The following is a 25945-nucleotide window of genomic DNA, read 5'->3' as shown; positions in this document are numbered from 1 at the left end:
CCGCGCATTTCACATCGAGTCGTATGGTAACCCGCGGCGACCCGGCTCAGTTCCCGAACGGCCAGCGGCCGCGCCGCTCGATGCAGTCGGAGAACGTCTCGGGCTGACTGCCCGCCAGGAAGGGAATGGCCACGGCATTCGGGCAGTCCTCGTCGGCCAGGATAGGCTCGGGCCAGTCGATCCAGAACCACTCGATCGAGTCCGGCCAGCCGCGCCGGACCTGGCGCAAGGGCAAGGCAGCGAACAGTTCGGCCCAGACCGGCAGGGCGGTGTTCGCACCGCCGACCGCGGCGGGCTGGTTGTCGTCGCGACCGGCCCAGACCACGCCCAGCCAGTCGCCGGTGTACCCCACAAACCAGGCGTCGCGCCGGTCGTTGGTTGTGCCGGTCTTGCCACGCACGCCCGGATCCTGAGGCAGATGCGATGAAAGCGAGCGGCCGGTGCCGTCGGTGACCACGCGGCGCAGGGCGAAGTCCAGCAGGGCGAGGGCCTCGCGCTCAGCAAGGGGCTTGAGCCGTGGTGGGTAGCGTCCGATGACCTCGCCATCGCTGTCGACCACCTCACGGATACCGCGCACCGCCGCACTGTAGCCTTCTGCGGCCAGTGGCTGATAAAGCTGGGCGACCTGCAGCGGGGACAGCTCGACGGCGCCGAGAAAGGCCGATGGATGCGCATCCCGACCCGGCTCGACGCCGAGCTGGCGCATCAGAGCGAACAGGGCATCGACACCGATCTCCAGGCCCAGGCGGACCGTAGCCTGGTTGTAAGACTGCGCCAGGGCCTCGAGCAGTGGCACCGTGCCGTGACTGACCTCATCGTGGTTGGCCGGTCGCCACTCGCCCGAACCGGGGATGTCCAGCACCAGGGGTTCGTCCTCGAGCGGTGTGACCAGGCTGAAAACATCCGGTTGCGCCAGCGCCAGCAGATAGACCAGCGGCTTGATCACCGATCCCACCGGCCGCCGTGCATCCAGCGCACGATTGAAGCCACGGCGACCGCTGACGCGATCACCGACCAGCGCCCGTACCTCGCCGCTGGCCGGCTCGAGCAGGACGATGGCACCCTGCAGTTCATCGCCCGCACGCCCGGTCCGCGAAAGGCCCTGCTCCAGGGCATGCTCGGCCCGGGCCTGGGCCGAAGGTGACAGGGTGGTGAAAATACTCAGGCCGCGGCCGCGCAGGTCACGATCACGATAGTCGGCACGCAACTGGCGCTGGACCAGGTCGAGGAACGCCGCGTACTGAACAGCCCCCGAACGCAGGCCCGGGTTGAGGCCGAGGCCCGCGTCGGCGTAGCGCTGCCGGTCGGCAGCATCGATCAGGCCGGTCTGCTCGAAAATCGCCAGCACCCGGTTGCGGCGCTCGCGGGCGCGATCGGGATTGCGCAGGGGGTGATACCAGGACGCACCGCGCGCCATGCCGACCAGCAGGGCAATCTGACCCGGATCGAGCGCTTGCACCGATTGCCCGAAATAGTACTCGGCGGCGCGGCCGAAGCCGTGAATGGCGCGACCGCCTTCCTGGCCCATGTAGACCTCGTTGAGCCAGGCCTCGAGAATCGCCGCCTTGGTATAGCGCCGCTCCAGGCTGGCGGCCATGATCGCCTCGTTGAATTTGCGCAGCAGGTTGCGTTCTGGCGAGAGAAACAGGTTCTTGACCAACTGCTGCGTGATGGTGCTGCCACCCTGCACCACCCGTCCGGCGCGCAGGTTGGCCCACAGGGCCCGCAGCAGGCCGCGCAGGTCGATGCCGTGGTGATGTTTGAAGCGACGATCCTCCACCGCCTGGGCTCCGGTGACCAGCAATGGCGGGAACTCCGCCAGCGCGATCGGGGTGCGGATACGATCGTCGAGCGGCATCAGGCGACCCAGCTCGGCTGGCGGCAATCGCAGCACGCCGGACTCCCCGTCGAGATCGATCCCGTCAGTCGTCACGTTCAGGACGACTCGCTGTGCCGGCTGGACGCCATCGGGAAAGGCAAAGGCAGGCAGGTGCAGCTCGAAGCTTTGGCCGGACTGCCGAAAGTGGCCGGGGCGTTGCGGCGAGCCGGCGCGCAGACCCGCGGCTTCCAGTTCGACGATCAGGTCGCGGCGCGCGATCTGTACGCCGTCGTGCAGCTCCAGCGGCCGAGCGTAGACGCGGCTGGCCTGGGTCAGGTGCCGGTCGGCAAAGCGCAGGCCGGCCTCGCGGTCCAGCCACCAGATCCAGGGTCCAAACAGGCCGAGCAGCACTCCGGCCAGGAAGAGCACGGCATGCAAACCAAAACGGCGGGTCGATTCTGACTTGCCGCGGCGGCTCTTTCTTCGGGTTGATCGGGATCGTCGAGGCTTGCGGGCCATGGTCGAGGTGACAGCCGATGGGGATTGACGGATAATTGCGCGTTTGGACTGCCCGGCCCTGACCGGCCTGTCCGGCGTCCGTCAATTATACCCTTGGGCTCATGGTTTCTATCACTCCGACAAGGCCGATCATCGTCGTCCTGACGCGCCGGGGCGAGCGGGTCGATGCAGACTGGCTCAATCGTCTCGACAAGGTCCTGCCGGGCAAGCGCCTGATCACCGGCGGCGGGAAGGCACCCGAAGGTGAGAATCGCGGCCCGGACGACCGCAGCCCGTGGTGGCAATGGATCGGTTCCATGCCGGACACCGACACCGAAGACGGCGTGGTGATCATCGAGTCCGGCATCGAACTGCCCCGGCTGAGCGGCAAACGCATCGAGCGAATACTCGAAGACGCCGACTGCCCGCCGCTGACGACCTGTCCCGGCAATCACGAGTCAGCGCTGAACCCGATGGCCGGGCTGGAAGGACTGCCACGACCCGAAGTGCTCGATTCCCTGGTGTGGACAGCGGCCGAGCCGGGCTGGTCCTTTGTCCATCATGTCCCCCAGCGCTTTGCCATCGTGCCGCCGGGCCGCCTGGAAGCGGCCGTGGCGGCCGCCGAACGCGGTGTCTGTGCACTCTACGACGGCCTCTGGGCCCACGATCCGGCGCTACCGGCCAGCGCGGGCGATTACGATCAGCCCGATATCCGGGCGGCAACCGGGCATCTCCGCCAGGCCGCACAGACACTGATCGAGGGAGACATCGACCGCCCGCTACCCCTGTTCGGCCTGGACGGGAAACCGGTGGTCCTGCACATCAGCCACGACTGGGGCGGCGGCGTCGCCCGCTGGATTGCCGACATCATCGCAGCCGACCTCGAGCGCCACCACCTGGTGCTTTCGGCCAGCGGTCGCAGCGATGGCAAGCTGCACGGCGAGGTCCTCAAGCTCTATGCCGCCGGCCCGGGACGAGCACCGGTGCGCCAGTGGACGCTGACACCAGCCATCAGCGGCACACAGACCCATCATGAAAGACATCGGGAAGCGCTCGACCGGGTGATCGGCCGTTTCGCCGTCGAGCGCGTCGTCGTCTCTTCGCTGATCGGTCACGGGCTCGACGCCCTGGCCACCGGCCTGCCGACCCTGCAGGTGCTGCACGACTACTACCCGGCCTGGCCGGTGCTGGATTTCGACCCCTTCGCCTATCGCCAGGACGACGGTGGGTTTGACCTCGAACGCGCCATCGCGGAAAACGGCAAGGGCTTTCATTTTCTCGAGCGCCGGACGCAGGCCTGGCAGGCCCTGGCGCAAGACTGGCTCGAAATCGTCCAGCACAACCAGGTCGATTTGATCGCCCCGACCCGGCACGTTCTCGAGCGCTGGCAGGCGCTGGTCGACGACCCGCTCGATATTGCGCGCGTTATCGGCCACGGCTTCGGTGGATGGACCAGCGAAACGCCGTCGATCGCGCCTCGCCGCCTGCCCGACGGCCGCCTCAACCTGGTCGTGGTCGGCCGCCTGTCGGCCGGAAAAGGCAGCGGCCTGCTCGAGCAGTCGCTTGAACGGCTGACGGCTCACGCCCGGATCACCCTGATCGGCTGCGGCCGCCACGGCATGCGTTTCTTTGGCCGCCGCGGCGTCGACATCATCCTCGATTATGCGCACGACGCCCTGCCCGAATACCTGGCCCGGGTCGGTGCACAGGCCGTACTGTTCCTGTCGACCGTACCGGAAACCTGGAACTACGTGCTGAGCGAGACCCGGGCGCTGGGCCTGGTCCCCATCGCCACCCGCACGGGCAGTTTCCTCGAGCGCATCGAGCACGGTCGCGACGGCGTGCTGTTCGAACCCGACGCCGACAGCCTGGTGGCCGCGGTGGCGAAGCTGCAGGCCGACCCGCAGCGATTCGAAGCCATGCGACAGGCGTTGCCGGAAGAACCGGACGCTGCCGCACAACTGGCGGCTCTCGACGTTGATTCAGAACGCGCACCGGGGCGAACAGACACGATCAACCACTCGCTGATACAGGCGCAGTGGCAGGCCGCCGCAGCGGACCAGAGCGACGCCCGGCAGCAGATCGCCGCGCTCGAGGCCGATCGGCTAACGCTGCAACAGGACCTGGCCGAACGCACCGCCTGGGCACGCAAGCAGGAGCGATTGACCCGGGAGCGCACGCGCTGGGCGCAGCGGCTCGAAAATCACGACATTCCCCAGCTCAGGGCGCAACTGGAGGGGGAGCTGGAATCGCGCACCCGATGGGCGCAGTCGCTTGAGCGCGACCTTGACCTGGCCCAATCCCGCATCCAGCACCTGGATGACGAACTGCAGACCATCTTCGCCAGCCGTTCCTGGAAACTGACCCGGCCGCTGCGCGTGGTCAATCGCATGGCCGACAACGCCGTGCGCCGACGCATCTATAACCCCCTGCGCTGGCCGAAGCTGATCGCTCGGCTGCTGCACAACCTCAGGCTCTATGGCCTGCGCGGCACTCTGGATCTGATGCAGCAGTCCGATATGGCCGGTCCCGAGCCGCTTGCCCCCTTCGAGCCAATATTCGAGCCGCCGCCGGAAGCGCCGGAACCGGTACGACTGGAGACCGCCAACCGGCCCACAACGAGCATCGTCATCCCGGTGTTCAACAAGCTGGCCTACACGGCCGCCTGCCTGCATGCCATCGCAGAGGAAACCCGCAGCCACTCTTTCGAAGTGATCGTGGTCGACGACTGCTCGACTGACGCCACCGCGGAGTACCTGTCGCAGTGCGAAGGACTGACCATCGTCAGCAATGACACGAACAGCGGCTTCATTTACAGCTGCAATGCGGGCGCGGCCGTCGCCCGCGGCGAGTTCCTGGTGTTTCTCAACAACGACACCACGGTCACCCGCCACTGGCTCACCGCTCTCATTGACACCTTCGATCATTTTCCCGACACCGGAATCGTCGGCGCCCGGCTGGTCTATCCGGACGGTCGGCTGCAGGAGGCCGGCGGCATCGTGTTTCACGACGGCTCAGGTTGGAACTACGGCCGCGGCGACCAACCCGACCGGCCCGAGTACAGCTTCGCCTGCGAGGCCGACTATGTCTCGGGGGCCTGCCTGGCCATCCCTCGCGAGACCTTCGAACGGGCCGGCGGCTTCGACTCGCACTACGCCCCGGCCTACTACGAGGACACCGATCTGTGCTTTCGCGTGCGCGAACTCGGCTTGAAGGTGGTCTACCAGCCCGGCTGCACCATCGTGCATCACGAGGGCATCAGTTCCGGCACCGACGAGTCGTCCGGCACCAAGCGCTATCAGGCGGTCAATCGCGAAAAATTCGTCGAACGCTGGCGCGAGGCGCTGGCCGGGCAGCCCGACCCGGTGCCCGGACCGGAAGCCATCGACCAGGTCCGGCGCGCCCGGCACCACCGCAGCCTCGGCCGCGTGCTGGTTATCGATGCGGTCACGCCCGAACCCGACAAAGACTCCGGCTCGATGCGCATGGAGGCCATGCTCACCATCCTGCGCGACATGGGCTATCGGGTCAGTTTCATGCCGGAGAACCTGGCCTGGACCGACCGCTATACGCGCAACCTGCAACAGCGCGGCGTCCAGGTCCTGTTTCATCCCTGGGTGACCGGCACCGAAGACTGGCTGCATGAGCACGGCACGGCGCTCGACCTGGTGCTGGTCAGCCGCCACTACGTGCTCGCGCCCCTGATCGATTCGATCCGCAAGCACTGTCCGAACGCCCGCGTGATCTTCGATACCGTCGACCTGCACTTCCTGCGCGAACAGCGCATGGCCGAACTGACCGGCGACGAGCGTGCGCGGCGTATGGCCGAGAAAACCCGCAAGGCCGAACTCGGCCTGATCCGCTCGAGTGACGCCACCCTGGTGGTCAGCCCGGTCGAGCGCGACCTGCTGCAGCAGGCGCTTCCCGATGCCGACATCCAGGTGCTGTCGAACATCCACCACATCCACGGCCGCAGTCGCGACTGGTCCGAGCGACGCGACCTGCTGTTCGTCGGCGGTTTCCAGCACCCGCCCAATATCGATGCCGCCGAATGGCTGATGGATGAGATCATGCCGCGGGTCCGGGCCGAACTGCCCGAGGTGCGGCTGCACATCATCGGCAGTCGCATGCCGGAGAACCTGCGTGAGCGGAGCGTCGACGGCGTCGTCCTGCACGGCTACGTCGAAGACCTGAAGCCTTACCTCGAAGGTTGCCGGCTGTCCGTGGCGCCACTGCGCTACGGCGCCGGCGTCAAGGGCAAGGTCAACCAGGCCATGGCCTGGGGGCTGCCGGTCGTCGCCACCACTTGCGCGGCCGAAGGCATGTACCTGGAAGACGGCAAGGATGTGCTCCTCGCCGATAGCAGCGACGAGTTTGCCGCTGCCATCGTTCGAGCCTACAGCGATGAATCACTCTGGCTCGCGCTCTCAGACGGTGGTCTGGTCAATGTCGAATGCCATTTCAGCTTCGAGGCCGCCAAGAGCGCCATCAGTGAATTGCTGGGTTCCCTTACTCAGAAGCACTAACCGCAAAGACGCAAAGATCGCCAAGATTGCAGTGCACTTTGGTTGGGGACCGATCAGTGTCGTAGATTTCTTTGCGCTCTTCGCGTCTTCGCGGTTAGCTTGACTAACGAAGGCGACGCGCGGCCGTCACGGCGGGTATGGTCTGTAGGCGGTTGAGCAGCGCGGCGAGCTGATCGAAGTCCTCGACCTGAACGGTCAGCTCGATCTTCACGCTCCCGCCGGCCTCGGGTTGGTGGGCGTTCATGGCCGTGACATGGACCTTCTCCGCGGCCAGCAGGGTGCCGATATCCTTGATCAGCTCGTGCCGGTCCCACGCTTCCACGATGATCCGCGAGGGATAGCGGCTGCGCGGGCCCGAACTCCAGCGGACGTCGAGCACGCGCTCGGGCTGGCGCCGTTGAAGGTTGCGAAACTGCTTGCAGTCCTGGCGATGGATGCTTACGCCACGGCCGCGCGTGATGTAGCCGGCGATGGCATCGCCCGGCACCGGCTGGCAGCAGCGCGCCATCTGGTGCAGCAGGCTGCCAACGCCCGCGATGCGCACATCGTCGTCACTCCCGGACTCGACCGGCCGTCGCTGGACCGCAATGCCTTCGTCTTCCTTGCGCTCCCGTGCATGCAGGCGCTCGACCGCCCGGGCTACCTGAGTGGCCGTCACTTCCCCGGCGCCGACGCTCACGTACAGGTCCTCCACGCGCGTGGCGTTGAACCGCTCCATGACCCGGCGGATTTCGTCGGGATCAATGTCGAGACGGCGGAATTCCGCCTCGACGGAGTGCTTGCCGGCCGTCAGGTTCTCTTCCTGGTTGGCCTGTCGAAACCACTGCCGCGCCTTGGCGCGGGCACGCGCCGTGCCGATATAGCCCAGGCGCGGCACCAGCCAGTCGCGCGAGGGCCGGGCCTCGTTGCCGGTCAGGATTTCGACCCGGTCGCCGTTGCGCAGACAATAGGTCAGCGGAACGATGCGGCCGTTGACCCGCGCGCCGCGACAGCGGTGTCCGACTTCGGTGTGAATCAGGTAGGCGAAATCCAGAGGCGTGGCGCCGGCGGACAGGTCGCGCACCTCGCCTTTCGGCGTGAGCACGTAGACCCGATCCTCGGTGGTGAGGTTGCTGAAATTCTCCAGCAGCGCTTCATCATCGTCGCCGTCTTCCTGGGCTTCGAGCAGCTGACGCATCGCACCGATACGCTTTTCCAGCGCATCGTCGCGCGGGCCGCCTTCCTTGTAGCGCCAGTGCGCCGCCACCCCTAGCTCGGCATGGCGATGCATCTCGTGGGTACGGATCTGCACTTCCACCACTCGCCCGCTGTCGGTGCGAACGGCCGTGTGCAGCGACTGGTAGAGATTGGCCTTGGGATTGGTGATGTAGTCGTCGAATTCGCCCGGCACCGGCTGCCACTGGGTATGCACCAGGCCCAGCACGGTGTAGCACTGCTCGACGCTGTCGACCAGCACGCGCACCGCGCGCACGTCGAACAGCTCATGGAAGTCGAGGCCCTTGCGCTGCATCTTGCGCCAGATCGAGTAGATATGCTTGGCCCGGCCGCTGACATCGCCGGGGATATCGGAATCGGCCAGCAGCATGCGCAGACGGTTCATGAACTGCTCGATGAAGGCCTGGCGATCGGAACGCTTTTCAGCCACCAGCTGGCTGATGCGCTGGTAGGTTTCCGGCTCAAGATAGCGAAAGCTCAGATCTTCGAGCTCCCACTTGAGCTGCCAGATGCCGAGGCGATTGGCCAGCGGCGCGTGGATCAACTGCGTCTCGCGCGCCACTTCGCGGCGCGTCGCCTCCTCGTCATCGCGAACTGCGTGCAAGCGCGCGATCTGCCAGGCGAGCGCAATCAACACCACGCGCACGTCAGCCACCAATGCCATTAGCAGGCGCCGAAGGCCCTCGGCACGGGATTGGTCATCGGGGAGGTAGTTGCGGCCGAAGTGGCTCAGTGTGGCCAGTTGCTCGAGCAGGCGCAGCACCGAGTCGGGTAGCTGTTCCTCGACAGAAGTCGGAAGGCGGTCCGCCACCAGCACATGGGGCAGCATCACGGTTGCGGCAAGGGTATCTGAATCCGGGGAGAGCGGCTCAAGGGCCTTGAGTGCGCCGAGGACCAGTCCGGATTCGTCCAGTCCGCTGCCGGGCGCTCGTGAGCCTTCGACCAATTCTCGCAGCTGCCTACTGACCGCAACCTGGCGTGCGGCATCCGAGTTGTCGAGCCAATCGATCAGCTCGCGTACTAACCGCGTATCCGAGGCTTCGCTAGGCTGATGCACCTAAGTTCCACTACAACCAACTCGCGCAGCGTCTAGAGCGTGATCTCGAAAGGCTGGCTTCTGACGCTACTGAACGATTCGGTCGAGACGGCGCGCAATTCATAATCCGTACCCGCCGAAAGACCCAGACCTTGTGTCGAAAGGTTGGTAAATACTGCTTTCCCATCGATCACGTCGATATAACTCTGGAGTTCGGCCACGAATCCATTGCTATTGAACAGTTCCATGCTGATCTGGCCGGAGTTGTGACTGTTGACCAGGTTGTTGTTGGCATCGACGATGGCCACCTCGATGGGATCACCCTGGTCCGTAAGGACGAGATTACCGGCTACAGTACTGCCCGGCTGATTCCAAAACGCCATTGCCACTGCCTCACCGACAATTCCCAGGTCCACCTCGGCAACGTCACTCTCGACCTGGGACCCGGCACCGTTAACCAGCCCGGCGTACAGATTGAGGACTCCCTCCGAACCCGCCGTGACTTCACGGTTGATCTCGAAAACCAGCTGTGACTGGGCCGGTAGCGAAATACCCTGGAAACGAATCGAACCGGTACCGCTCGAAGCGGGGCAGGCGCCGTTATCCTCAAAAGTTTCAAACATTGCACCAATACAAATCCAATCCCCGGCGCTGAGCGATGCATCGAAGGGCGATGCATCCAAGGAATCGCTAGCCGGGAACAGTTCCTGAAAAGCCAGCGTTTCGGCAGCGCCTTCCCCAGTATTCGAAATGACCAGATCGTAAGTGATCAGGTCACCCGGAGAAACGGAAACGTTATCGAACGATCCGACCTCATTCGCGATGGATCCGTTAATCTTCAGGTTGGTGAATTCGATCTGAATTTCCGGATAAGTGGCGAAGTCGTCCTTGAAAAACCGGTCGGTAACACCGTCATCGGTAGAGTTACGCGACGGATTGACAGCTTTGCCGAACGGACCGAACGTGCCGTTGCTCGACTTGAAGAAGCACTGCACCGAACTCGCAGGCGACATGGAAATCGCGTTACCGGCCAGATCGTAACCAAGATCAGCACCCATGCCCACCGAATCCATCACCACATGGCCATTGGCATCGGTGGCAGTCAAGGTCACGCCTTCCGGGCTAGCGAAATCAAAACAGAAGAGCGGACTGTCGTATACGCCGGTCGAACCAACGGCAAAATCGATCCGGTCGTTGGCCAGATCGTAATTGAGCAGGCTGCCGGCCCCGGTATCGAGGATGTCGTGATAGGGCGAGCCGGAAATCTGGAAATCAAGAACACTGGGCGTCTGCGCGGAAGCCGCCGCGACGACCCCCAAAATCAGCAGGGCAGGCAAAAACTTGAACTTAGCTGGTCTCACTATCAGGAATCTCCTGGCTGGTCTGGGCGGTATACAACACAATTGTACCCATTTTTCAGACCCAGTGACTATCCCCAAGCCATAAAAGTTCCGTTAATTCAGGACTTTCTGGCCGAAATCTGAGACTTTAGTCACGCAATCTCCGCCAACACTTCCTTCCAGGCCGACTCGAGCCGCTGCCGGGAGGCCTTTTCGGCCGTACCCAGCTTCTGGGCGAATACCTGCACCCGAAATTCCTCGACCAGCCAGCGATAGCGGTCAAGCGTGGGCGTGTACCAGCCGCCCTCGGCGAGGTGATCGAGGTATCGCTGCCACCACGGCCCCACCTCGGCCATACGCTGCCTGTCGCGCACCGGATCCTGCTCCAGCACCTCGAGACGGACGTGCAGAGCCTCCAGGTAGCGAGGGTAGTGCCGCAGACGCCTCGCGTCAATATCATCGAGAAATCCGGCATACATCAGATCCTCGAGCTGGCTTTGCATATCCCTCACGGCTCCGGGCACGGCCTCTTCCAGACTGTTCAGCCAGCGATCCGCCTGGTGCCACAATACAAACATTTTATCGGCAATTTGCGCCAGTTCGGCATACTTTATAAGAAGATCCTGACGGATGGCAGCGACCCTCTGATCGAAAGCCGCCCGGTCGCGAACCGCCCAGGCTTCGTTCAGCAGGTCCCGCAGGGCGAGGCTGCGCAGGCTTTCGGTCATGGCCGCCGGATCCTCGACGCGCGCCCAGGCCAATTGGGCGTCGCGACTCAGGGCATGGTTTTTCTGCAAGTATTTCCACTTGTCACGAATCGCTTCGCGCGCCAGGACCAGCAGTCCATTGCGATGGGCCTGGCGCGCCTCGATCTCGCTGTCGAACAAGCGCACGCCGGCCCGGCGGCCCTGATCGACCAGCGCCGGCCAGGCACGGTGGCCACCGCGGGTGGTGATCGCTTCGGGCAATTCCGGGAAGTCGGCCGGCCCGAGATCGTCACGCTGCCACTGTCCCGCCTGGCGATCCATGAACTCGCGCCGGGCCCGCTCGCTGAATCGCTCGATCAATTCAGCCACATCGCGGCTCTCACCCAGCACCTGACCGCCGTCATCGCGCAGACGAATCAGAAAAAACAGGTGCCTGGGCAGCTTGTCGAGCTTGAAGTCGGCGGGCTCGATTTCCATGCCCGACATGCGCGAGAGCTCGCCTGCCAGTCGGTCGAGCAAGGCGCCCTCTGGCACGCCGAGCGACTCGATGGCGGCCCGGGCGTATTCGGCCGCGGGCACCAGGGAACGCCGCTTTGCCTTCGGCAGACTGGCAATCAGCGCGGTGACCTTCTCCTCGAGGAGGCCCGGCACCAACCACTGCAAGCGGCCGGCGTCGAGCCGATTGAGCAGGTGCAACGGGCAATCGAACATGACGCCGTCGCGCTCGCTTGCCGGATCGAAGTGATAGTTCAGGCGAAAGCGCTCGGGGCCGAGTTCCAGGTACTCGGGGAAGGCGTCCTGGCCAGCCAGCGGCGCATCCTCCCGCAGCAGCGTGGCGCGATCGTAGAGCAGCTGGTCGCGCTCGTCGTCGCTGAGCCGCTCGTACCAGCGCGCAAAGGCTTTCGTGGTGAAGATGTCCGCGGGCAAGTGCCGGTCGAAGAAGACTTCCAACTCGGCCTCGGCCGCCAGTACGTCCCGCCGCCGGCGCTTGTGCTCGTGGGCAGCGAGCTCACGCTTGAGGGCCTCGTTGCGCCTGAGAAACCCGGCCTTCGAGTCGATCTCGCCACGCACCAGCGCATGGCGGATAAAGATGTCTCGCGCCGTCTGCGGGTCACGCGGTCCGTAGTGGACGCGCCGCTTCTCGACCAGGATCAATCCGTGCAGGCTGACCTGCTCGTAGCCCATCACGCGGCCCGAACGCCGGTCCCAGTGCGGGTCGTACACGCGTGATTTCAGCAGGTGTGCGCCCTGCTCTTCCAGCCATTCGGGCTGAACCGGCGCGGCCATGCGCGCGTAAGGCCGCGCTGTCTCCACCAACTCGGCGGCCATGATCCAGCCCGGGTTGCGCTTCGCGAGCACGGAGCCGGGAAAAATGCGGAACTTGTGCCCACGCGCCCCCTGGTACTCCCCGCCTTCCTCGTGCTGGCCGATCATGCCCAGCAGCCCGGCCAGCAGGCTGCGATGGACGGCTTCCGGATCGGCCGCCCCCAGCCGACCGAACTTCCATCGCTCATCGCGGGCGATCTGCTTCAACTGCGCATGGAGCTGGCCCCATTCGTGCAGGCGCTGGGGCGCAAGAAAGTGCCGGCGCGCCAGCTTGTCGGCCTGACTGCGGGAGTTCTCGGACCGTACCTGCTGCCACCACTGCCACAACTTGAGCAGGGTAAGAAAGTCCGAGCCCGGCACCACGAACTGCGCATGGGCCTGGTCGGCGGCCTGCTGCTGATCCAGCGGCCGCTCACGCGCATCGGCCACCGACAGGGCCGCGACCAGCACCAGCACCTCGGCCAGCGCACCGCGCTGCGCCGCCTCGATCAGCATGCGGCCGTGGCGGGCATCGACCGGCAGCCGGGCGAGCTGGCGGCCCGACGGGGTCAGTCGCCGCTCGCCGTCGATCGCGCTCAGCTCGAACAGACTTTGCCAGGCCTCGCCGATCAGGCGTTTCGGCGGTGGATCGACAAAAGGAAATGCCTCGGGATCACCCAGGCCCAGCGCGAGCATTTCCAGCAGCACGCCGATCAGGCCGGCGCGCTGGATCTCCGGCTCGGTGAACTCCGGGCGGGCGAGAAAATCGGTCTCGTCGAACAGGCGCACGCAGGTGCCCGGACCTATCCGGCCGCAACGCCCGGCCCGCTGGTTGCAGGACGCCTGCGAGACCGGCTCGACCGGCAGCCGGAGCACCTTCGAATGCGCCGCATAGCGCGAAATGCGCGCCAGGCCGGAGTCGATCACGAAGCGGATGCCAGGCACCGTCAGCGAGGTTTCGGCCACGTTGGTCGCCAGCACGATGCGCCGGCCCGTATCCAGCTTGAAGATCCGGTCCTGCTGGGCGGCGGGCAGGCGGGCGTAGAGCGGCAAGACCTCGGTATGCGAGAGATTGGCGCGCTTGAGTGCGCGCGAGACCTGGAAGATTTCACGCTCGCCGGGCAGGAAGACCAGGATGTCACCGCGCGAATCGATGCGACTGACCGTGTCGACAGCCCGTCGCACCTGCTGCGGCAGGTCCTCGCCCTCCTTGGGTGCCTGATATTGGATGTCGACCGGATAGCCGCGGCCCTCGACGGTAATCACCGGCGCCTGGTCGAAGTGCTCGGCGAAACGCTCGGTATCGATGGTCGCCGAGGTGATGATGATTTTCAGGTCCGGACGACGCCGGGTCAGACGCTTGAGATAGCCGAGCAGGAAGTCGATGTTGAGACTGCGCTCGTGCGCCTCGTCGATGATCAGGGTGTCGTAGGCATCGAGCAGACGGTCGTGGTGGATTTCGGCCAGCAGGATGCCGTCGGTCATGAACTTGATGTAGCTCTGGTCCGAGACCCGGTCGGTGAATCGCACCTGGAAACCCACGGCCTGCCCGAGACCACTGCCGAGCTCCTCGGCCACCCGCCGCGCCACCGAGCGCGCGGCAATGCGCCGGGGCTGGGTACAGCCGATCAGGCCACGCTCGCCCAAGCCGGCATCCAGGCAAAGCTTCGGCAACTGGGTCGATTTGCCCGACCCCGTCTCGCCGGCGACGATTACGACCTGGTTTTCGCGAATGGCTTCGACAATACTTTCGGCGTGTGCGCTGATCGGCAGATCCGGCGGCTCGCCGGTATCGGGCCGGTTCTCGGCCCGCAGTTGCCGCCGCGCCTGCGAGTCGTCGAGCAACTGCCGGTATTCATCGAGCAGGCGCTGGCGCTTCTCTTCGGGCCCACGAAAGCGGGCCAGCTGCTTGTGGCGCCGCTTCAGCCCGGCGATATCGCGCTGCATCACCTCGATCGGATCGAAAACGGGGAGCTTGCTCATGAAAGGAGTTCGTGAAACCGCAGATTGCGCAGATTTTCGCAGATTGAGTAAGGAATCATTGGAATGAACAACCTGGGTACCGGTTCCGTTGACTCGACAGGATAATCCCCAACCCGCCAGTAAATCGCCTACCGATCTGCGTTAATCTGCGCAATCTGCGGTTCCAGATAGTCTGTCAAAACGATGAATTTCAAAAGCGACAACGAAGCACCGGCCCATCCGGCCATGATCGAGGCGATTTCCCGCGCCAACGACGGCTTTGCCACGGCCTATTCCGAGGATCGCTTCAGTCGCGAGCTCGACCGTCGCTTCGCAGATCTGTTCGAAACCGATTGCCATGTGCTGCCGATCGCCACCGGCACGGCCGCCAACGCCGTGGCCATCGCCGAGCTGAGCCCGCCCTGGGGGGCAGTGCTGTGCCACGAGCTGGCCCATATTCACAACGACGAGAACGGCGCACCCGAGTTCTACTCGGCCGGGGCCAAGCTGCTGCCCCTGCCCGGGGAAGACGGCAGACTCGATGCCGACAGCGTCGCCCGCACCATCGACAGTGCCGGCGCCCATGGCGTGCATAACGTCAAGCCTTCGGTGGTCTCGATCACCCAGGCCACCGAATGCGGGACAGTCTATCGACCCGAGACGATTGCCGAAATTGCCGAAGCGACCCATTCACGCGGACTGCACCTGCACATGGACGGCGCGCGTTTTGCCAATGCCGTGGCAACGCTCGGCTGTTCGCCGGCCCAGACAACCTGGAAAGCCGGCGTCGACGTACTCAGCTTCGGCGTCACCAAGAACGGTGCCGTGACCGCCGAGGCGATCGTCGTTTTCGGCCATCCCGAATGGCTCGAGGGCATGGCCCGGCGACGCAAGCGCGCCGGACACCTGCTGTCGAAGATGCGCTACGTCTCGGCGCAATTGCTGGCCATGCTCGACGATGACCTCTGGCTGGAACTGGGTGGCATCGCCAATGCGCGAGCCCGGCAACTGGCCGAGGGCATCGAGGCCTGCCCACATGCCTCATTGCACTGGCCGGTGGAATCCAACGAGGTTTTTATGAAGGCCGCGCCCGAAACACTGGCCGCGCTCAAGGAAAAGGGCTTCGAATTCCACATCTGGCCCGGCCACGAAGACCTGGCCAGACTAGTCTGCTCCTGGGCAACCACCGAAGATCAGGTGACGGCTTTTCTCAAGGCACTGAACGCGTAGAACCAGCCAACATCATTTCACGTGCTTGCCGCCCGTCCACCCACCTGACTTGAGCACCTTCTCGCCGAGCTGCCGCGGCCCATCCTCCAGATCGGTGGCCATGGAATCATTCCAGCGGTTGAGAAAACCGTACAGGCAGACGGCGGCCAGCAGCTCGACGATCTGCTCGTCGCTCCAGTGCTGTTTCAAGCGCGCCATGAGCGCTTCATCGACGCCGTTGGGCACACTGCCAGCAGCCAGGGCAAAATCCAGGGCGGCGCGCTCGGCGTCGGAGTAATGCGCGCTGGTCTGGTACTCCCACAGAGCCTCGAGCTTTTCGTCCGGCAGGCCGCTGATGCCGGCGGCCACCAGCGAATGCGCCTCGCAGTACTGGCAGCCGGCCGCACGGCTGGCGAAATGCGCCAGCAGCCGTTTGAAGGCCGGATTCACGCTACCCTCGGGGTCCATCACGGCTGCCGTCAACTGGCCGAACGCTTCGACGATCTTCGGCCGCCGCTGCATCGTCAGCAGGCTGTTGGGAACAAAACCGAGAATCGCCTCGAAATGCCGAAAGGTCTCGCCCAGCTCCGGGGTATGATCAGCTGGCAAAGGATCAATATGCGCCATCGGGAATTCACTCGTCAGATTGCAACCAGCCGACACTATAACGTCACCCCACCCTTGGTCCCTGGTCCCTGGTCCCTGGTCCTTGGTCCCTTAAACTAGCCCCATGCCCCACGACCAACCCGTCATCCCCGTCGACGTTCATGACGGCCACCGCTTCGAGCTGATTCACGTCAGCGCGGAGCGACCGCAACACCACTTGCTGTTCCTGCCCGGCATGGGCCTGAGCGCGCGACTATTCATCGGCTTCGCCAGGGCGCTGGCCAAGCGTGGCATCGAGGTTTTCATTCACGAGTGGCGCGGCAACGGGTCCTCGAACCGGCGGGCATCGCGACAGTCGGACTGGGCCTACCGGGAGTTACTCGAGGACATTGCGGCGGCCCGCCGGGTCGTGGCGGAACACGCTCAGGACGGCCACCTGCTCGGCGGCCACAGCCTGGGTTCGCAATTAGCCTGCCTGGCCGCCGCGGCCGACGCACAGGACTGTCGCGGACTGGTCATCATCGCCGGCGGTGCGCCCTACTGGCGTGTGTTTCCCTGGCCGATGAAGGGCGTGATGATTGGCACGATGATCGCTTTTCCCACATTGGGCAGCCTGTTCGGCTACTACCCGGGCAAGCGCGTCGGCTTCGCCGGCAACGAAGCCCGCAGCGTGATGGCCGACTGGGCGCGCAGCGCGCGGACCGGAAACTACCGTCCCTCCGGCGTGAAAACCGACCTGGAAGCCGGCCTTGGCAAGCTTGAGATACCCGTGCTGGCGCTCGACATGGCCGATGACTGGTTCGTGCCGCCCGGATCGCTTGACTGGCTGATCGGCAAGTTGGCCGGCTGCCAGGTGTCAAAGCAAACGATCGGCTCCAGACGCGACGGCAAGAAGGCAGATCATTACGCCTGGATGAAACGCCCGAGTGCCACCGCCGATGCGATCGAGCAATGGCTGGGCCGTCACTCGTCCAGCATCGCGGCGACCAGGCGCGCGTAGGCCCGCTCGCGCAGCGTTGCCGGTTCGGCCAGCCCCAGCCGCGCGAGCGCCTCGACATGATCGCCGGGCCGGCCACGAAATAGCGCGCGCACCAACCGAGCCTTGCTTGCCGAAAGCCGTTTCAGTCGCTGCAGGGCAGGAATCAGGCGCTCCTCGATATCGGTGAAGTCACTGCCCATGGGGTACTCGGGGAAATCATCGCGCAGGGCTTCGAACGACTGCGCCAGGTGATCCGGCGTGTTGCGCCGCGCCGAATCGGGCACCTGCCATTCCGGATCGAGCTTGCCGGCCTGCTTCGCCTGGTCGACCAGATCGTCCTGGAAGTCGACATCCATGATGCCGACCAGGGCCTGGATGCATTCCTCATCGGTGCAGCCACGCAAATCGGCCACGCCGTATTCGGTCACGACGATGTCGCGAAGATGGCGCGGAATGGTGGTGTGCGGATACTCCCAGACGATGTTGGAAGTACGCTCGCCGTCACTACCGGTGCGGGTCGAGCGCAGCAGCAGGATCGAGCGGCCGTCGTCCATGGCATGCGCCATGGCGACGAAGTTGTACTGACCGCCCACGCCGGAGACGACCTGGTGGTCGGCCAGCGCATCGGAAACTGCTGCGCCCGTTGCAGTGACCATCATGCATGTGTTGATGAAACGGGCATGTCGGCGTTGGGCCAGTTCGAGTGTTTCCGTACCACCGTAGAGCTGATTGATGCGACCCACGCCGTGCATGCGGAATCGCGGTCGCTCGCGCGCATCCAGCTTGCTGAGAAACTCGTAGAATTCGCCGGATCCGAGGAAGAAACCGCCGTCCATGATCGCCCCGCTGCCGGCCTGTTCGATGTGCTCGCCGGCATTGACGCGCTGCTGCAGATCGAGGTCATCGAAGACTTCACGCTTGAGAATTCCGGCGCGGTAGAGGTGCATGAACCCATCCATGAACATCTCGCTGGCGCCGTAGAGCCCCGCCTCGAAGGGCTGGTGTTCCTCGATGGTCTGCCGCTGCTTTCCCAGCAGATCGACCAGCTGTCGCCAGGCCCGGTTGTGATGCTGGCGATAGATCAACGCATTGACCAGCGCATCCGACAGCGAACCGATCCCGATCTGCAGGGTGCCACCGTCGGCTACCAGGCGAGAGGCGTGCAGGCCCACCGCATGATCCTGCAATGACACCGGAGTGCGGGGCAGGCCGAACAGGCGCTGATCCGGGTCAGCCTCGATAATCTCATCGAAGAATTCCGGGTCGACCACGGCGTCGCCGTGCATGAAGGGCAGGTCCGGATGCACCTGCGCCACTGTCATCCAGGGCCAGTCGGCCTGGGTGCGCAGTCGCCCGACCAGGTCCAGGGTCACGTCCGGGTTGCACGACAGGCTGTAGCGCCCATCGACCGGGGCGGAAACCAACTGCATGACCACGTTCACGCCGCGATCGACGAGATCGCGCGCCACGTGGGTGTAATTCGAGGAAACGTAGCGGCGCTGCATTATGGATTGACCCAGTGCCGCACCGGACTGAAAGTAGAATTCGGTAATGCGGATATTGTCGGGCACGCGCCCGGCTCGGAGGTCGTCGAGGTAGTCCAGGCGCGGATAGTCACGTCCGAACAGCCGCTCGACGATCGGATCCATCAATCGCCCCTCCAGCCAGTGCCCGGGCTGGGGCACGTCCAGCGACAAGGCCGTGACGATCTGCAGATCAAGCTCTGAATCCTCGCAGGCACGGTGATAGAGCGCATTGATCAGGCGGTTGGGCTTGCCCAGTCCGAGCGGCAGCCCCACGACCAGTTGGCGGCCGATGCGCTCGACTATGCTGTCGATTACGGCTTCAAGCGTGGAGTCCGGCTGCGTTGCCACGGTCATCATCCTTTTCAGGCGCGATGCTTCAAGTTACCACCAAACGCCGACGCGCCGTTGCGACTAGAATGCGGACCGAACTCTCCAACCCGGCCGATCGACCCCATGGAATACTACCTGCCGATCAAGTACGCCCATATCCTGCTGGCCCTGCTCAGCGGCCTGGGCTTCGCACTGCGTGGCTTCGTGCGCCTGGTGCTCAATCGCGCCCTCGAGCACCGGTTGCTGAAGGTCGCTCCGCACGTCATCGACACCCTGCTGCTTGCCTCCGGCGTGACACTGTGGGTCATCGTCGGCTGGCCGCTGCTGTCCTGGCTGGGCCTCAAGCTCATGCTGGTCGTCGCGTACATCCTCCTGGGCATGATGGCCTTCAGGTCCATGCAGCAGACCCGGGCCGTCTGGCTCTACCTGGCCGCACTGGCCGTCTTCCTCTCGATTGCTGCGCTGGCACTGCATAAACCACTGTAGTTTGTTCAGAGTATCCCGAACACCATTAAAAAGCCCCGGCAGGGCCGGGGCAGCCAACAACGCATGAATCGTCGCGGGAAGGGGAGACGACGATTCAAGCGCCCATTGGTCAAGTCAACCTGTGTCTTCAGACCCCGCTTACGGAGTCAGGACGAAACCACGATCGCTTTCCCACTCATCGTCGGCTGAAGAACCGCCCGACCCAGGCAGGAATGCCACCAGGAATTCATTCATGCCAGCATTGTCGATCTGGTGAACGACGACATGCGCACCGTTCTCATCCACGACAACTTCGGCAACCCCCCATGCAGCAGCGCACGGGGCACCCTCGGTAGCCGAACCACTACCGGAACCAGCTACTTCGAGTCCAAAATCGGACACACAGCTCTCGCCCGCCGAACCACTGCCAGAGCCGGCCACGTCCTTGCCGCTGCCCGAACCAGCAACTTCCTTGCCACTGCCCGACCCGGCAACTTCCTTGCCGCTGCCCGACCCGGCTACTTCCTTACCACTGCCCGAACCGGCCACTTCCTTACCACTGCCTGAGCCGGCCACTTCCTTGCCGCTACCCGACCCGGCTACTTCCTTACCGCTGCCGGAACCGGCCACTTCCTTGCCGCTGCCCGAACCGGCGACCATTGGCTGGAGGATGGCACCAGATCCTGAGGGGCCCACGGCGGAGTAGAGTGCGACCTGAAAGTAACCGGAGTCGTCCAGAATGGCACCCCGACCTACCAGGATTCCCTGCTCGGTATGCACGGAGACCAAGATCTGTTCGTCGCCGGCCGTTACCAGAACCTCGGGATCGCTGGCAAGGGCTGGAGCCGCAAACAACGCGGCCGCCAACAGGGTGGTCACGTGCCAGCGACCACGGGCCATGCCGGTCCCACTCTTTTCGATACCCGTACCGCTCTTCTCGATACCCGTACCGCTCTTCTCGATACCCGTTCCCGACTTTTCGATTAAATTGAACATTATGTGTGCTCCTTACTCTCTCTTAATGAAGTTTGTTTATGACATATTTCCCGGTGACCGGACGTCTGTCGGAGAGGACTCCTCCCAGTAGTACCAGCCGATACCAACGGAATGCTCCGAGTCCTCTGATGGCCTTTTCTCCTCGGATTCAAGGTATTGCTCCATTTCAATGATGTGTCGCTCGAGAATCGTCCGGACCTCGGTTCGAATGATGTCGAGGCGATCCTTGGGGATACGAAAGGACCAGCGATCCTGTTGCAGCCAGGTCGGCTGCGTGCTGGGAACGCGACTGGTGTTGTGAACCACCGCGCGACCGAGTCGATTAATGGCCAGGCTGCCTGCCTCGATTGCGGTCTTCTCCGATTCCTTGACGGGCTTGTAAAATGGATCGATCAGACGCACCCGCGTATCGTTGTCAGTGAGCTCGACGTTGCCGCTTTCGAGCAGGCGATCGAGTGCAGTCTGAGGGGTCACGGCACGACCGGCCGCGCGGCTGACCAAGCGCTGGAAAGTGCCCTGAGGGCCATGGATCAACAGTTCAGCCGGGTTGCCTCCGTCATCGAGAAAGGTCTCGTCGTTGTTCCACATCTCAAGAATATGAGCTTCCGAACACACGTCGGACGCAGCGTAGTTACGTTCCGGGCTGTCTTCGAAGGCCTTGATCGCACGGCCATCCATGCCGCATAGCAAGGCGAGTGCGGAGCGGGTGACCTTACGATCGGGATTTTCTTTTTGCAGATAGCCTCTGGCCTCCTCTACATAAATTTCCCGAACGAGCTGGACCAAGGCGCTACAGGAAACGCGACCGATGGCAAATCGCACAATCGGTCTGACCATGCGAGTCATCGCCTCGATTAGCCAACTGATGTCTTCACTTTGTTCTTGTCGGACTACTGCCTGACTCATCTTCAGACCTCCAGCAATTGCGGCTTCTGAAACAAGAACCCCTGTGCGTACTCGATCCCCATTCCGCGCAACGCCTCTGCCTGTTCAGCGTGCTCCACGCCCTCGGCGATAACGCTGGCACCAATCCCGCGCCCGAGCGTGTTGATGCTTTCAACAATCGCCCGCTGGTGCGGGTCGCGATGAACGTTGCGGATGAAGTTGATGTGAATCTTGAGCAGATCGACGATGCCGGTCGCGCACAGGTCGAAACAGTTGACCCGACTGCCGAAATCGTCCAACGCGATCAGCACCCCTGCCCGGCGCAGTTCCTGGGCGTTGCGAACGAGCGTTTGCTTCTCGCGGCTGACCCCGAATTCGATCAATTCCAGGCAGACCGAATGCGAAGCGCTTTGTGCACGCGCCTGCAACGCCAGCACACGGTCCACGAAGCGGCGACTGGTGAGCGACTGTGGATGGGTGTTGATGCTCACGCGCACCGGCCGGTCTTGATTGAGCAGCCACTGGCCCATGCGATCGAGTACTTCCAGGTCGGTCTCGAGGGCGGGCCGCTCCAGGTAGAGACGGTCGATGAAATCCGATGGCGACCAGTGCCGATGAGGACCCTGCGGCCGAATCAGCGCCTCGTACCAGGGGCGATCCGCGCCGAAACCGTCCTGGCCGGGTGTCAGCGCATGAATCTGGTGAACCGCGAACGAGCAGAACTCGCCGGTCGCCTGCAGGGAGCTGGTTTTTAGAACTTGGGCATCCATGGCAGGATTCCTCATTTTCGTCGTTTGCCATTTTTGTAGAATGACAATATCGGCATTTTATTCAGATTGCAAGCACTTTTTTTGTGTAATCTGGTCGGCGAGAGGGACTTGTGAGACAAACGAAAAATCCGATAGGGTGGGCGGCGAGCCGGCCCGGCCGGTACCCGATCCAGAGGGGATGCTTGATGTTGCCAGCGCGATTTGCCTGCCTGCTCGGACTGGCCGTGATGCTCTTGCCCGGCTGCCAGCAGCTAGACTCGGGGACGGATCAGCCGGCTCGCACCTATCGTCATGCCCTCGACGGCGCGCCGGCCAGCCTCGATCCGGCGCACGCCGACAACGTCTATGCCGCCACCCTGGTCAACAATCTCTACGACACCCTCTATCGCTACAAATATCTGACCCGACCCTGGGAACTGACGCCCAATCTCGCGGCCGACATGCCCGAGGTATCCGACGACGGCCGGGTCTACACCATTCGGCTGCGGTCCGATGCGCGCTTCGCCGACGACCCGGCATTTCCAGACGGAATCGGACGTGCGGTCGAAGCCGACGACGTCATCTACTCTCTCGAGCGACACTTCCGGTCCGAAACCCGCTCGCGCGGGGCCTGGCTGTGGGAAGACCGAATCGAATCGATGACGGCCGAGGACACCCACACCCTGCGCTTCGAGTTGAGCGAGCCCTACCCGCAATTCACGCATACGCTGGCCATGGCCCTTTCGGCTGTCGTTCCGCACGAGGCGGTGGCGCACTACGGCCGGGAATTCGGCATCCATCCGGTCGGCTCCGGCCCTTTTCGCCTGACCCGCTTCGACGAGACCATGGCCGTGCTGGTGCCCAGTGAGTCCTACCGGCAGAGTCCGGTAGACCTCACGGCGGAAGGCTTCGATCCGGCGCGGCATGATGGCTACGGCCTGGAAGCCATCGACGGGAAATCGCCACCCTTCATTGACCGCCTCGAGATTCACTTCATCAACGAACCGACGGCACGCTGGAGCAGCTTCGCCTCGAACGGCGGTGTCGATACGGTAATGGTGCCGCCTGAACTGGCCGACCGTGTTCTGGCCGAACGCGAGCCGCTGCGCTTCGAAGATGAAATCACCGCGCGCTACCACACCCTGGCCGAACCGGAGGCCGGCTTCGTCTTCTACGGTTTCAACATGGCCAACCCCGAGATCGGCCACCATCCCGACTCGCAGCGCGCTGATCGCAATCGCGCCCTGCGCTGCGCCATGCGCGACGCCTTCGACTGGGATCAACGCAAGAGGTCCTTCTACCATGGCCTCGGGCAGACCTTCCCAGGGGTCATCCCCCCCATGCTGGCGGCATACGATCCGCAACGCTCGCGTGAATCACTCGCCCATGATCCGCAGCGCGCGCGCCGACGCCTGGCCGAGCAAGGCTGGCAGCCGGAATCGCTCCCGTCCCTGGTCTATGGCCTCGAGTCCAGCGTCCACCAGCGCCAGATGTTCGAGCAGTTCCGGGCCTGGATGCAGGCCATCGGCTTTCCCGCCGACAGACTGAGCTCGCGCAGCTTCGCCAGCTTCGGCGAATACTTTCGCGCCATCGGCCAGCGCGAGCTCGACCTGTTCCTGCTCGGCTGGACGCTGGCCTATCCCGACGCCCAGTACAGTCTGCAACTGTTCTACGGTCCCAACGCCGCGCCCGGGGCCAACAGCTTCAATTACGCCAACGACGAATACGATCGTCTGTTCGAACAAGCCGCGACCCTGCCCGCCGGTCCTGAACGCACCCGGCTGTACCGGCAACTCAACGACATGGTCATCGACGACTGCGTGCTGATCGGTTCCCTGGCACGTACCCGCCTGCACTTGTGGAAGCGCCAGGTCGTGATGTGGCCGGATCGTGAAATGGGCGGCGGCGGCTTCCTGCGCTTTGTGACCGTGCAGGACAAGGCGCAATGAGCGAGACGCACAGCACCGGCGCCTGGCTGTTGCGGCGACTGCTGGGCGCCGTGCCCCTGCTGCTGGGCGTGACCGTGATCAGTTTCACCCTGACGGTCCATTTCGGGCCGGAGCAGACCTGGGAACTGCTCGGCCGCAACCCCTCGCCGGAGCAGATCGAGCAGGTCCGTCAGCAGCTCGGCTACGACCGGCCCTTTGCGCTGCGCTACCTGCATTACCTGGGCGATCTGGCCCGATTCGACCTGGGTCATTCCCAGGCCAGCGGCGAACCCGTCTACAGTCTGCTCGAGCGAACCGTGCCGGTTTCGCTCGCCCTGCTGCTGCCCGGTTTCGTGCTCGGCATCGCCATCGCACTGGCGCTGGCCCTGCGCGCCGCGTGGCGGCCCGGTGGCTTTGTCGATCGGTTCTGCGACCTGGCCTCGGCGCTCGGCATGAGCCTGTCGCTGGTCATCACGGTCATTGCCGTTCAGCTAGTCTTCGGCGTGTGGCTGGGCTGGTTCCCGGTGCGCGGCTGGCAAGTCGGCGGTGCGGCTGACTATCTGCAGCACGTGGCCGTGCCGACACTGGCCATCGTGGTCGCCAATTTCGGATACAACCTGCGTTTCTTCCGCGCAGTCTTGCGGGAGCGATTGGCTGACGCTCCGGTGCGTACGGCGCGCGCCTATGGTTTCGGTCCGGGCCGCATCCTCTCGTCCTACGTGCTGCGCGCCGCCGCATTGCCAATCCTGACCCGCATCGTGTTTGCGGTCCCGCTGATCCTGATCTCGGGCAGCCTGATCATCGAAAGTCATTTCGGCATACCGGGTGTCGGGCGGATCACCTACCAGGCGATTCTTTCCGGCGACCAGCCGGTCCTGATGGCCGTGGTCAGTTTCAGCGCCGTTCTGTTCGTGCTGGCCCTGACCTTCGCCGACCTGCTCGGGCGGCTGGCCGACCCGCGGGCGGGCCAGCCATGAACGCAACCGCAGGCACGATGACCGCGAATGCCGACCGACGCCACTGGATTGCGCCGGTCATCATTGCCGTCTACCTGGCGGCCGCCATCGGCGTCTGGCTGGGGTGGTGGGGCAATGAATGGGCCGCGATCACAGGCGATTTCCGCGAACCGCCCTCAAAACAGCACTGGCTCGGCACCAACCTCCTCGGCCAGGACATTTTCTCCCGGCTCCTGGCCAGCACCGCCGCTGCTTTCGAAATCGGGATGCTGGTCGCCCTGACCTCGACCCTGCTCGGCGCGATGCTCGGCGGCCTGGCCGGCTACTTCGCCGGGCGCTGGATCGACGAGCTGATGCTGTGGCTGGCCGGCACGCTCGACGCCATTCCCTTCTACCTGTTCGTTGCCGCACTGGCCTTTGCATTCGCGGGCCGACCCGGCGCCATGCAGGCGGCCATGATCCTGACCTTCTGGACCCTGACGGCGCGCCTGGTGCGGGCCGAAACCCTGCGCCTGCGCCAACTCGACTTTGTTGCCGCGGCCCGCGTCAGCGGCCTCACGCCGGGCCGGATCGTGCGCCGTCACATCCTGCCTAATACCTGGCACATCCTGCTCGTCCAGGCCACGCTGGTGTTCGTGGCTGCGATCAAGGCCGAAGTGGTACTCAGCTTCCTCGGCCTGGGGCCGGACAACAGCATCAGCTGGGGCGTGATGATCGCCGAGGCTTCGCAAGAGGTGCTGGCCGGTCACATCACCAACTTCATCGCCGCATCGAGCGCGCTCATGGCGCTGGTGCTGACCGTCAATCATCTGGCCGACCGGCTGCAGGCACAGCTCGACCCACGGACCCGCCGGCACCCGGCGCGGCGACCCGATGCCTGAGCCCGGCCCGGCAGCCCGGCATTGGCA

16 protein-coding genes are annotated in these 25945 nt (G+C 64.2%); 7 read left to right on the top strand and 9 right to left on the bottom strand.

Annotated features, from left to right (window positions below; all coding sequences use genetic code 11):
- Positions 1 to 46 precede the first annotated feature (46 nt).
- On the bottom strand, positions 47 to 2248 hold the full coding sequence (mrcB, locus tag G4Y73_RS10880; protein ID WP_164231664.1) for a penicillin-binding protein 1B: 2202 nt from the start codon (positions 2246 to 2248) through the stop codon (positions 47 to 49).
- Between the two features lie 191 nt (positions 2249 to 2439).
- Here mrcB and G4Y73_RS10875 point away from each other — a divergent pair, with 191 nt between their 5' ends.
- Positions 2440 to 6843, top strand: a complete 4404-nt coding sequence (locus tag G4Y73_RS10875; RefSeq protein WP_164231663.1) for a glycosyltransferase — start codon at positions 2440 to 2442, stop codon at positions 6841 to 6843.
- 103 nt (positions 6844 to 6946) lie between these two features.
- On the opposite strand, the gene G4Y73_RS10870 is transcribed toward G4Y73_RS10875, so the two are convergent.
- From G4Y73_RS10870 to hrpA, 3 genes are all read right to left on the bottom strand, one after another.
- Positions 6947 to 9115: a bifunctional (p)ppGpp synthetase/guanosine-3',5'-bis(diphosphate) 3'-pyrophosphohydrolase gene (locus G4Y73_RS10870; RefSeq protein WP_164231662.1), complete on the bottom strand. Its 2169-nt coding sequence runs from the start codon at positions 9113 to 9115 to the stop codon at positions 6947 to 6949.
- 32 nt (positions 9116 to 9147) lie between these two features.
- Positions 9148 to 10455, bottom strand: a complete 1308-nt coding sequence (locus G4Y73_RS10865) for a hypothetical protein (protein WP_164231661.1) — start codon at positions 10453 to 10455, stop codon at positions 9148 to 9150.
- 131 nt (positions 10456 to 10586) lie between these two features.
- Positions 10587 to 14429 carry an ATP-dependent RNA helicase HrpA gene (gene hrpA, locus G4Y73_RS10860; protein ID WP_164231660.1) on the bottom strand — a complete coding sequence of 1281 codons (3843 nt, stop codon included), beginning with the start codon at positions 14427 to 14429 and terminating at the stop codon, positions 10587 to 10589.
- 183 nt (positions 14430 to 14612) lie between these two features.
- Here hrpA and G4Y73_RS10855 point away from each other — a divergent pair, with 183 nt between their 5' ends.
- Positions 14613 to 15638 carry a low specificity L-threonine aldolase gene (locus G4Y73_RS10855; protein WP_164231659.1) on the top strand — a complete coding sequence of 342 codons (1026 nt, stop codon included), beginning with the start codon at positions 14613 to 14615 and terminating at the stop codon, positions 15636 to 15638.
- 12 nt (positions 15639 to 15650) lie between these two features.
- On the opposite strand, the gene G4Y73_RS10850 is transcribed toward G4Y73_RS10855, so the two are convergent.
- Positions 15651 to 16226 (bottom strand): carboxymuconolactone decarboxylase family protein, encoded by a 576-nt coding sequence (locus tag G4Y73_RS10850; RefSeq protein WP_205596601.1) that lies wholly within the window; start codon positions 16224 to 16226, stop codon positions 15651 to 15653.
- A 121-nt stretch (positions 16227 to 16347) separates the two neighbouring features.
- Between G4Y73_RS10850 and G4Y73_RS10845 the strand changes: the two genes are divergently transcribed.
- Positions 16348 to 17223 carry an alpha/beta fold hydrolase gene (locus tag G4Y73_RS10845; RefSeq protein ID WP_164231657.1) on the top strand — a complete coding sequence of 292 codons (876 nt, stop codon included), beginning with the start codon at positions 16348 to 16350 and terminating at the stop codon, positions 17221 to 17223.
- Here the strand turns inward: G4Y73_RS10845 and G4Y73_RS14295 are convergent.
- Positions 17187 to 19076 (bottom strand): acetyl-CoA hydrolase/transferase family protein, encoded by a 1890-nt coding sequence (locus G4Y73_RS14295; RefSeq protein WP_205596600.1) that lies wholly within the window; start codon positions 19074 to 19076, stop codon positions 17187 to 17189. The two genes, G4Y73_RS10845 and G4Y73_RS14295, sit on opposite strands and share 37 nt — an antisense overlap.
- A 105-nt stretch (positions 19077 to 19181) precedes the next feature.
- Here G4Y73_RS14295 and G4Y73_RS10835 point away from each other — a divergent pair, with 105 nt between their 5' ends.
- Positions 19182 to 19544, top strand: a complete 363-nt coding sequence (locus G4Y73_RS10835; protein WP_164231655.1) for a SirB2 family protein — start codon at positions 19182 to 19184, stop codon at positions 19542 to 19544.
- Between the two features lie 138 nt (positions 19545 to 19682).
- Here G4Y73_RS10835 and G4Y73_RS10830 read toward each other — a convergent pair whose 3' ends face one another.
- From G4Y73_RS10830 to G4Y73_RS10820, 3 genes are all read right to left on the bottom strand, one after another.
- On the bottom strand, positions 19683 to 20519 hold the full coding sequence (locus G4Y73_RS10830; RefSeq protein ID WP_164231654.1) for a hypothetical protein: 837 nt from the start codon (positions 20517 to 20519) through the stop codon (positions 19683 to 19685).
- A 36-nt stretch (positions 20520 to 20555) separates the two neighbouring features.
- Positions 20556 to 21356: a DUF6502 family protein gene (locus G4Y73_RS10825; protein ID WP_164231653.1), complete on the bottom strand. Its 801-nt coding sequence runs from the start codon at positions 21354 to 21356 to the stop codon at positions 20556 to 20558.
- A gap of 71 nt (positions 21357 to 21427) precedes the next feature.
- Positions 21428 to 22174 (bottom strand): EAL domain-containing protein, encoded by a 747-nt coding sequence (locus tag G4Y73_RS10820; protein WP_164231652.1) that lies wholly within the window; start codon positions 22172 to 22174, stop codon positions 21428 to 21430.
- A gap of 185 nt (positions 22175 to 22359) precedes the next feature.
- Between G4Y73_RS10820 and G4Y73_RS10815 the strand changes: the two genes are divergently transcribed.
- Genes G4Y73_RS10815 through G4Y73_RS10805 form a run of 3 tightly spaced genes read left to right on the top strand, consistent with a single transcriptional unit; the run spans position 22360 to position 25918 of the window.
- Positions 22360 to 24102, top strand: a complete 1743-nt coding sequence (locus G4Y73_RS10815) for an ABC transporter substrate-binding protein (protein ID WP_164231651.1) — start codon at positions 22360 to 22362, stop codon at positions 24100 to 24102.
- Positions 24099 to 25058: an ABC transporter permease gene (locus tag G4Y73_RS10810; protein WP_164231650.1), complete on the top strand. Its 960-nt coding sequence runs from the start codon at positions 24099 to 24101 to the stop codon at positions 25056 to 25058. The genes G4Y73_RS10815 and G4Y73_RS10810 overlap by 4 nt, the downstream gene beginning before the upstream one ends.
- Positions 25055 to 25918 carry an ABC transporter permease gene (locus G4Y73_RS10805; RefSeq protein ID WP_164231649.1) on the top strand — a complete coding sequence of 288 codons (864 nt, stop codon included), beginning with the start codon at positions 25055 to 25057 and terminating at the stop codon, positions 25916 to 25918. The genes G4Y73_RS10810 and G4Y73_RS10805 overlap by 4 nt, the downstream gene beginning before the upstream one ends.
- Positions 25919 to 25945 lie beyond the last annotated feature (27 nt).

Origin of the sequence: Wenzhouxiangella sp. XN201 (assembly GCF_011008905.1) — a bacterium.
In the GTDB taxonomy this organism is placed as follows: domain Bacteria; phylum Pseudomonadota; class Gammaproteobacteria; order Xanthomonadales; family Wenzhouxiangellaceae; genus Wenzhouxiangella.
This window is presented reverse-complemented; position numbering and strand designations above follow the sequence as displayed.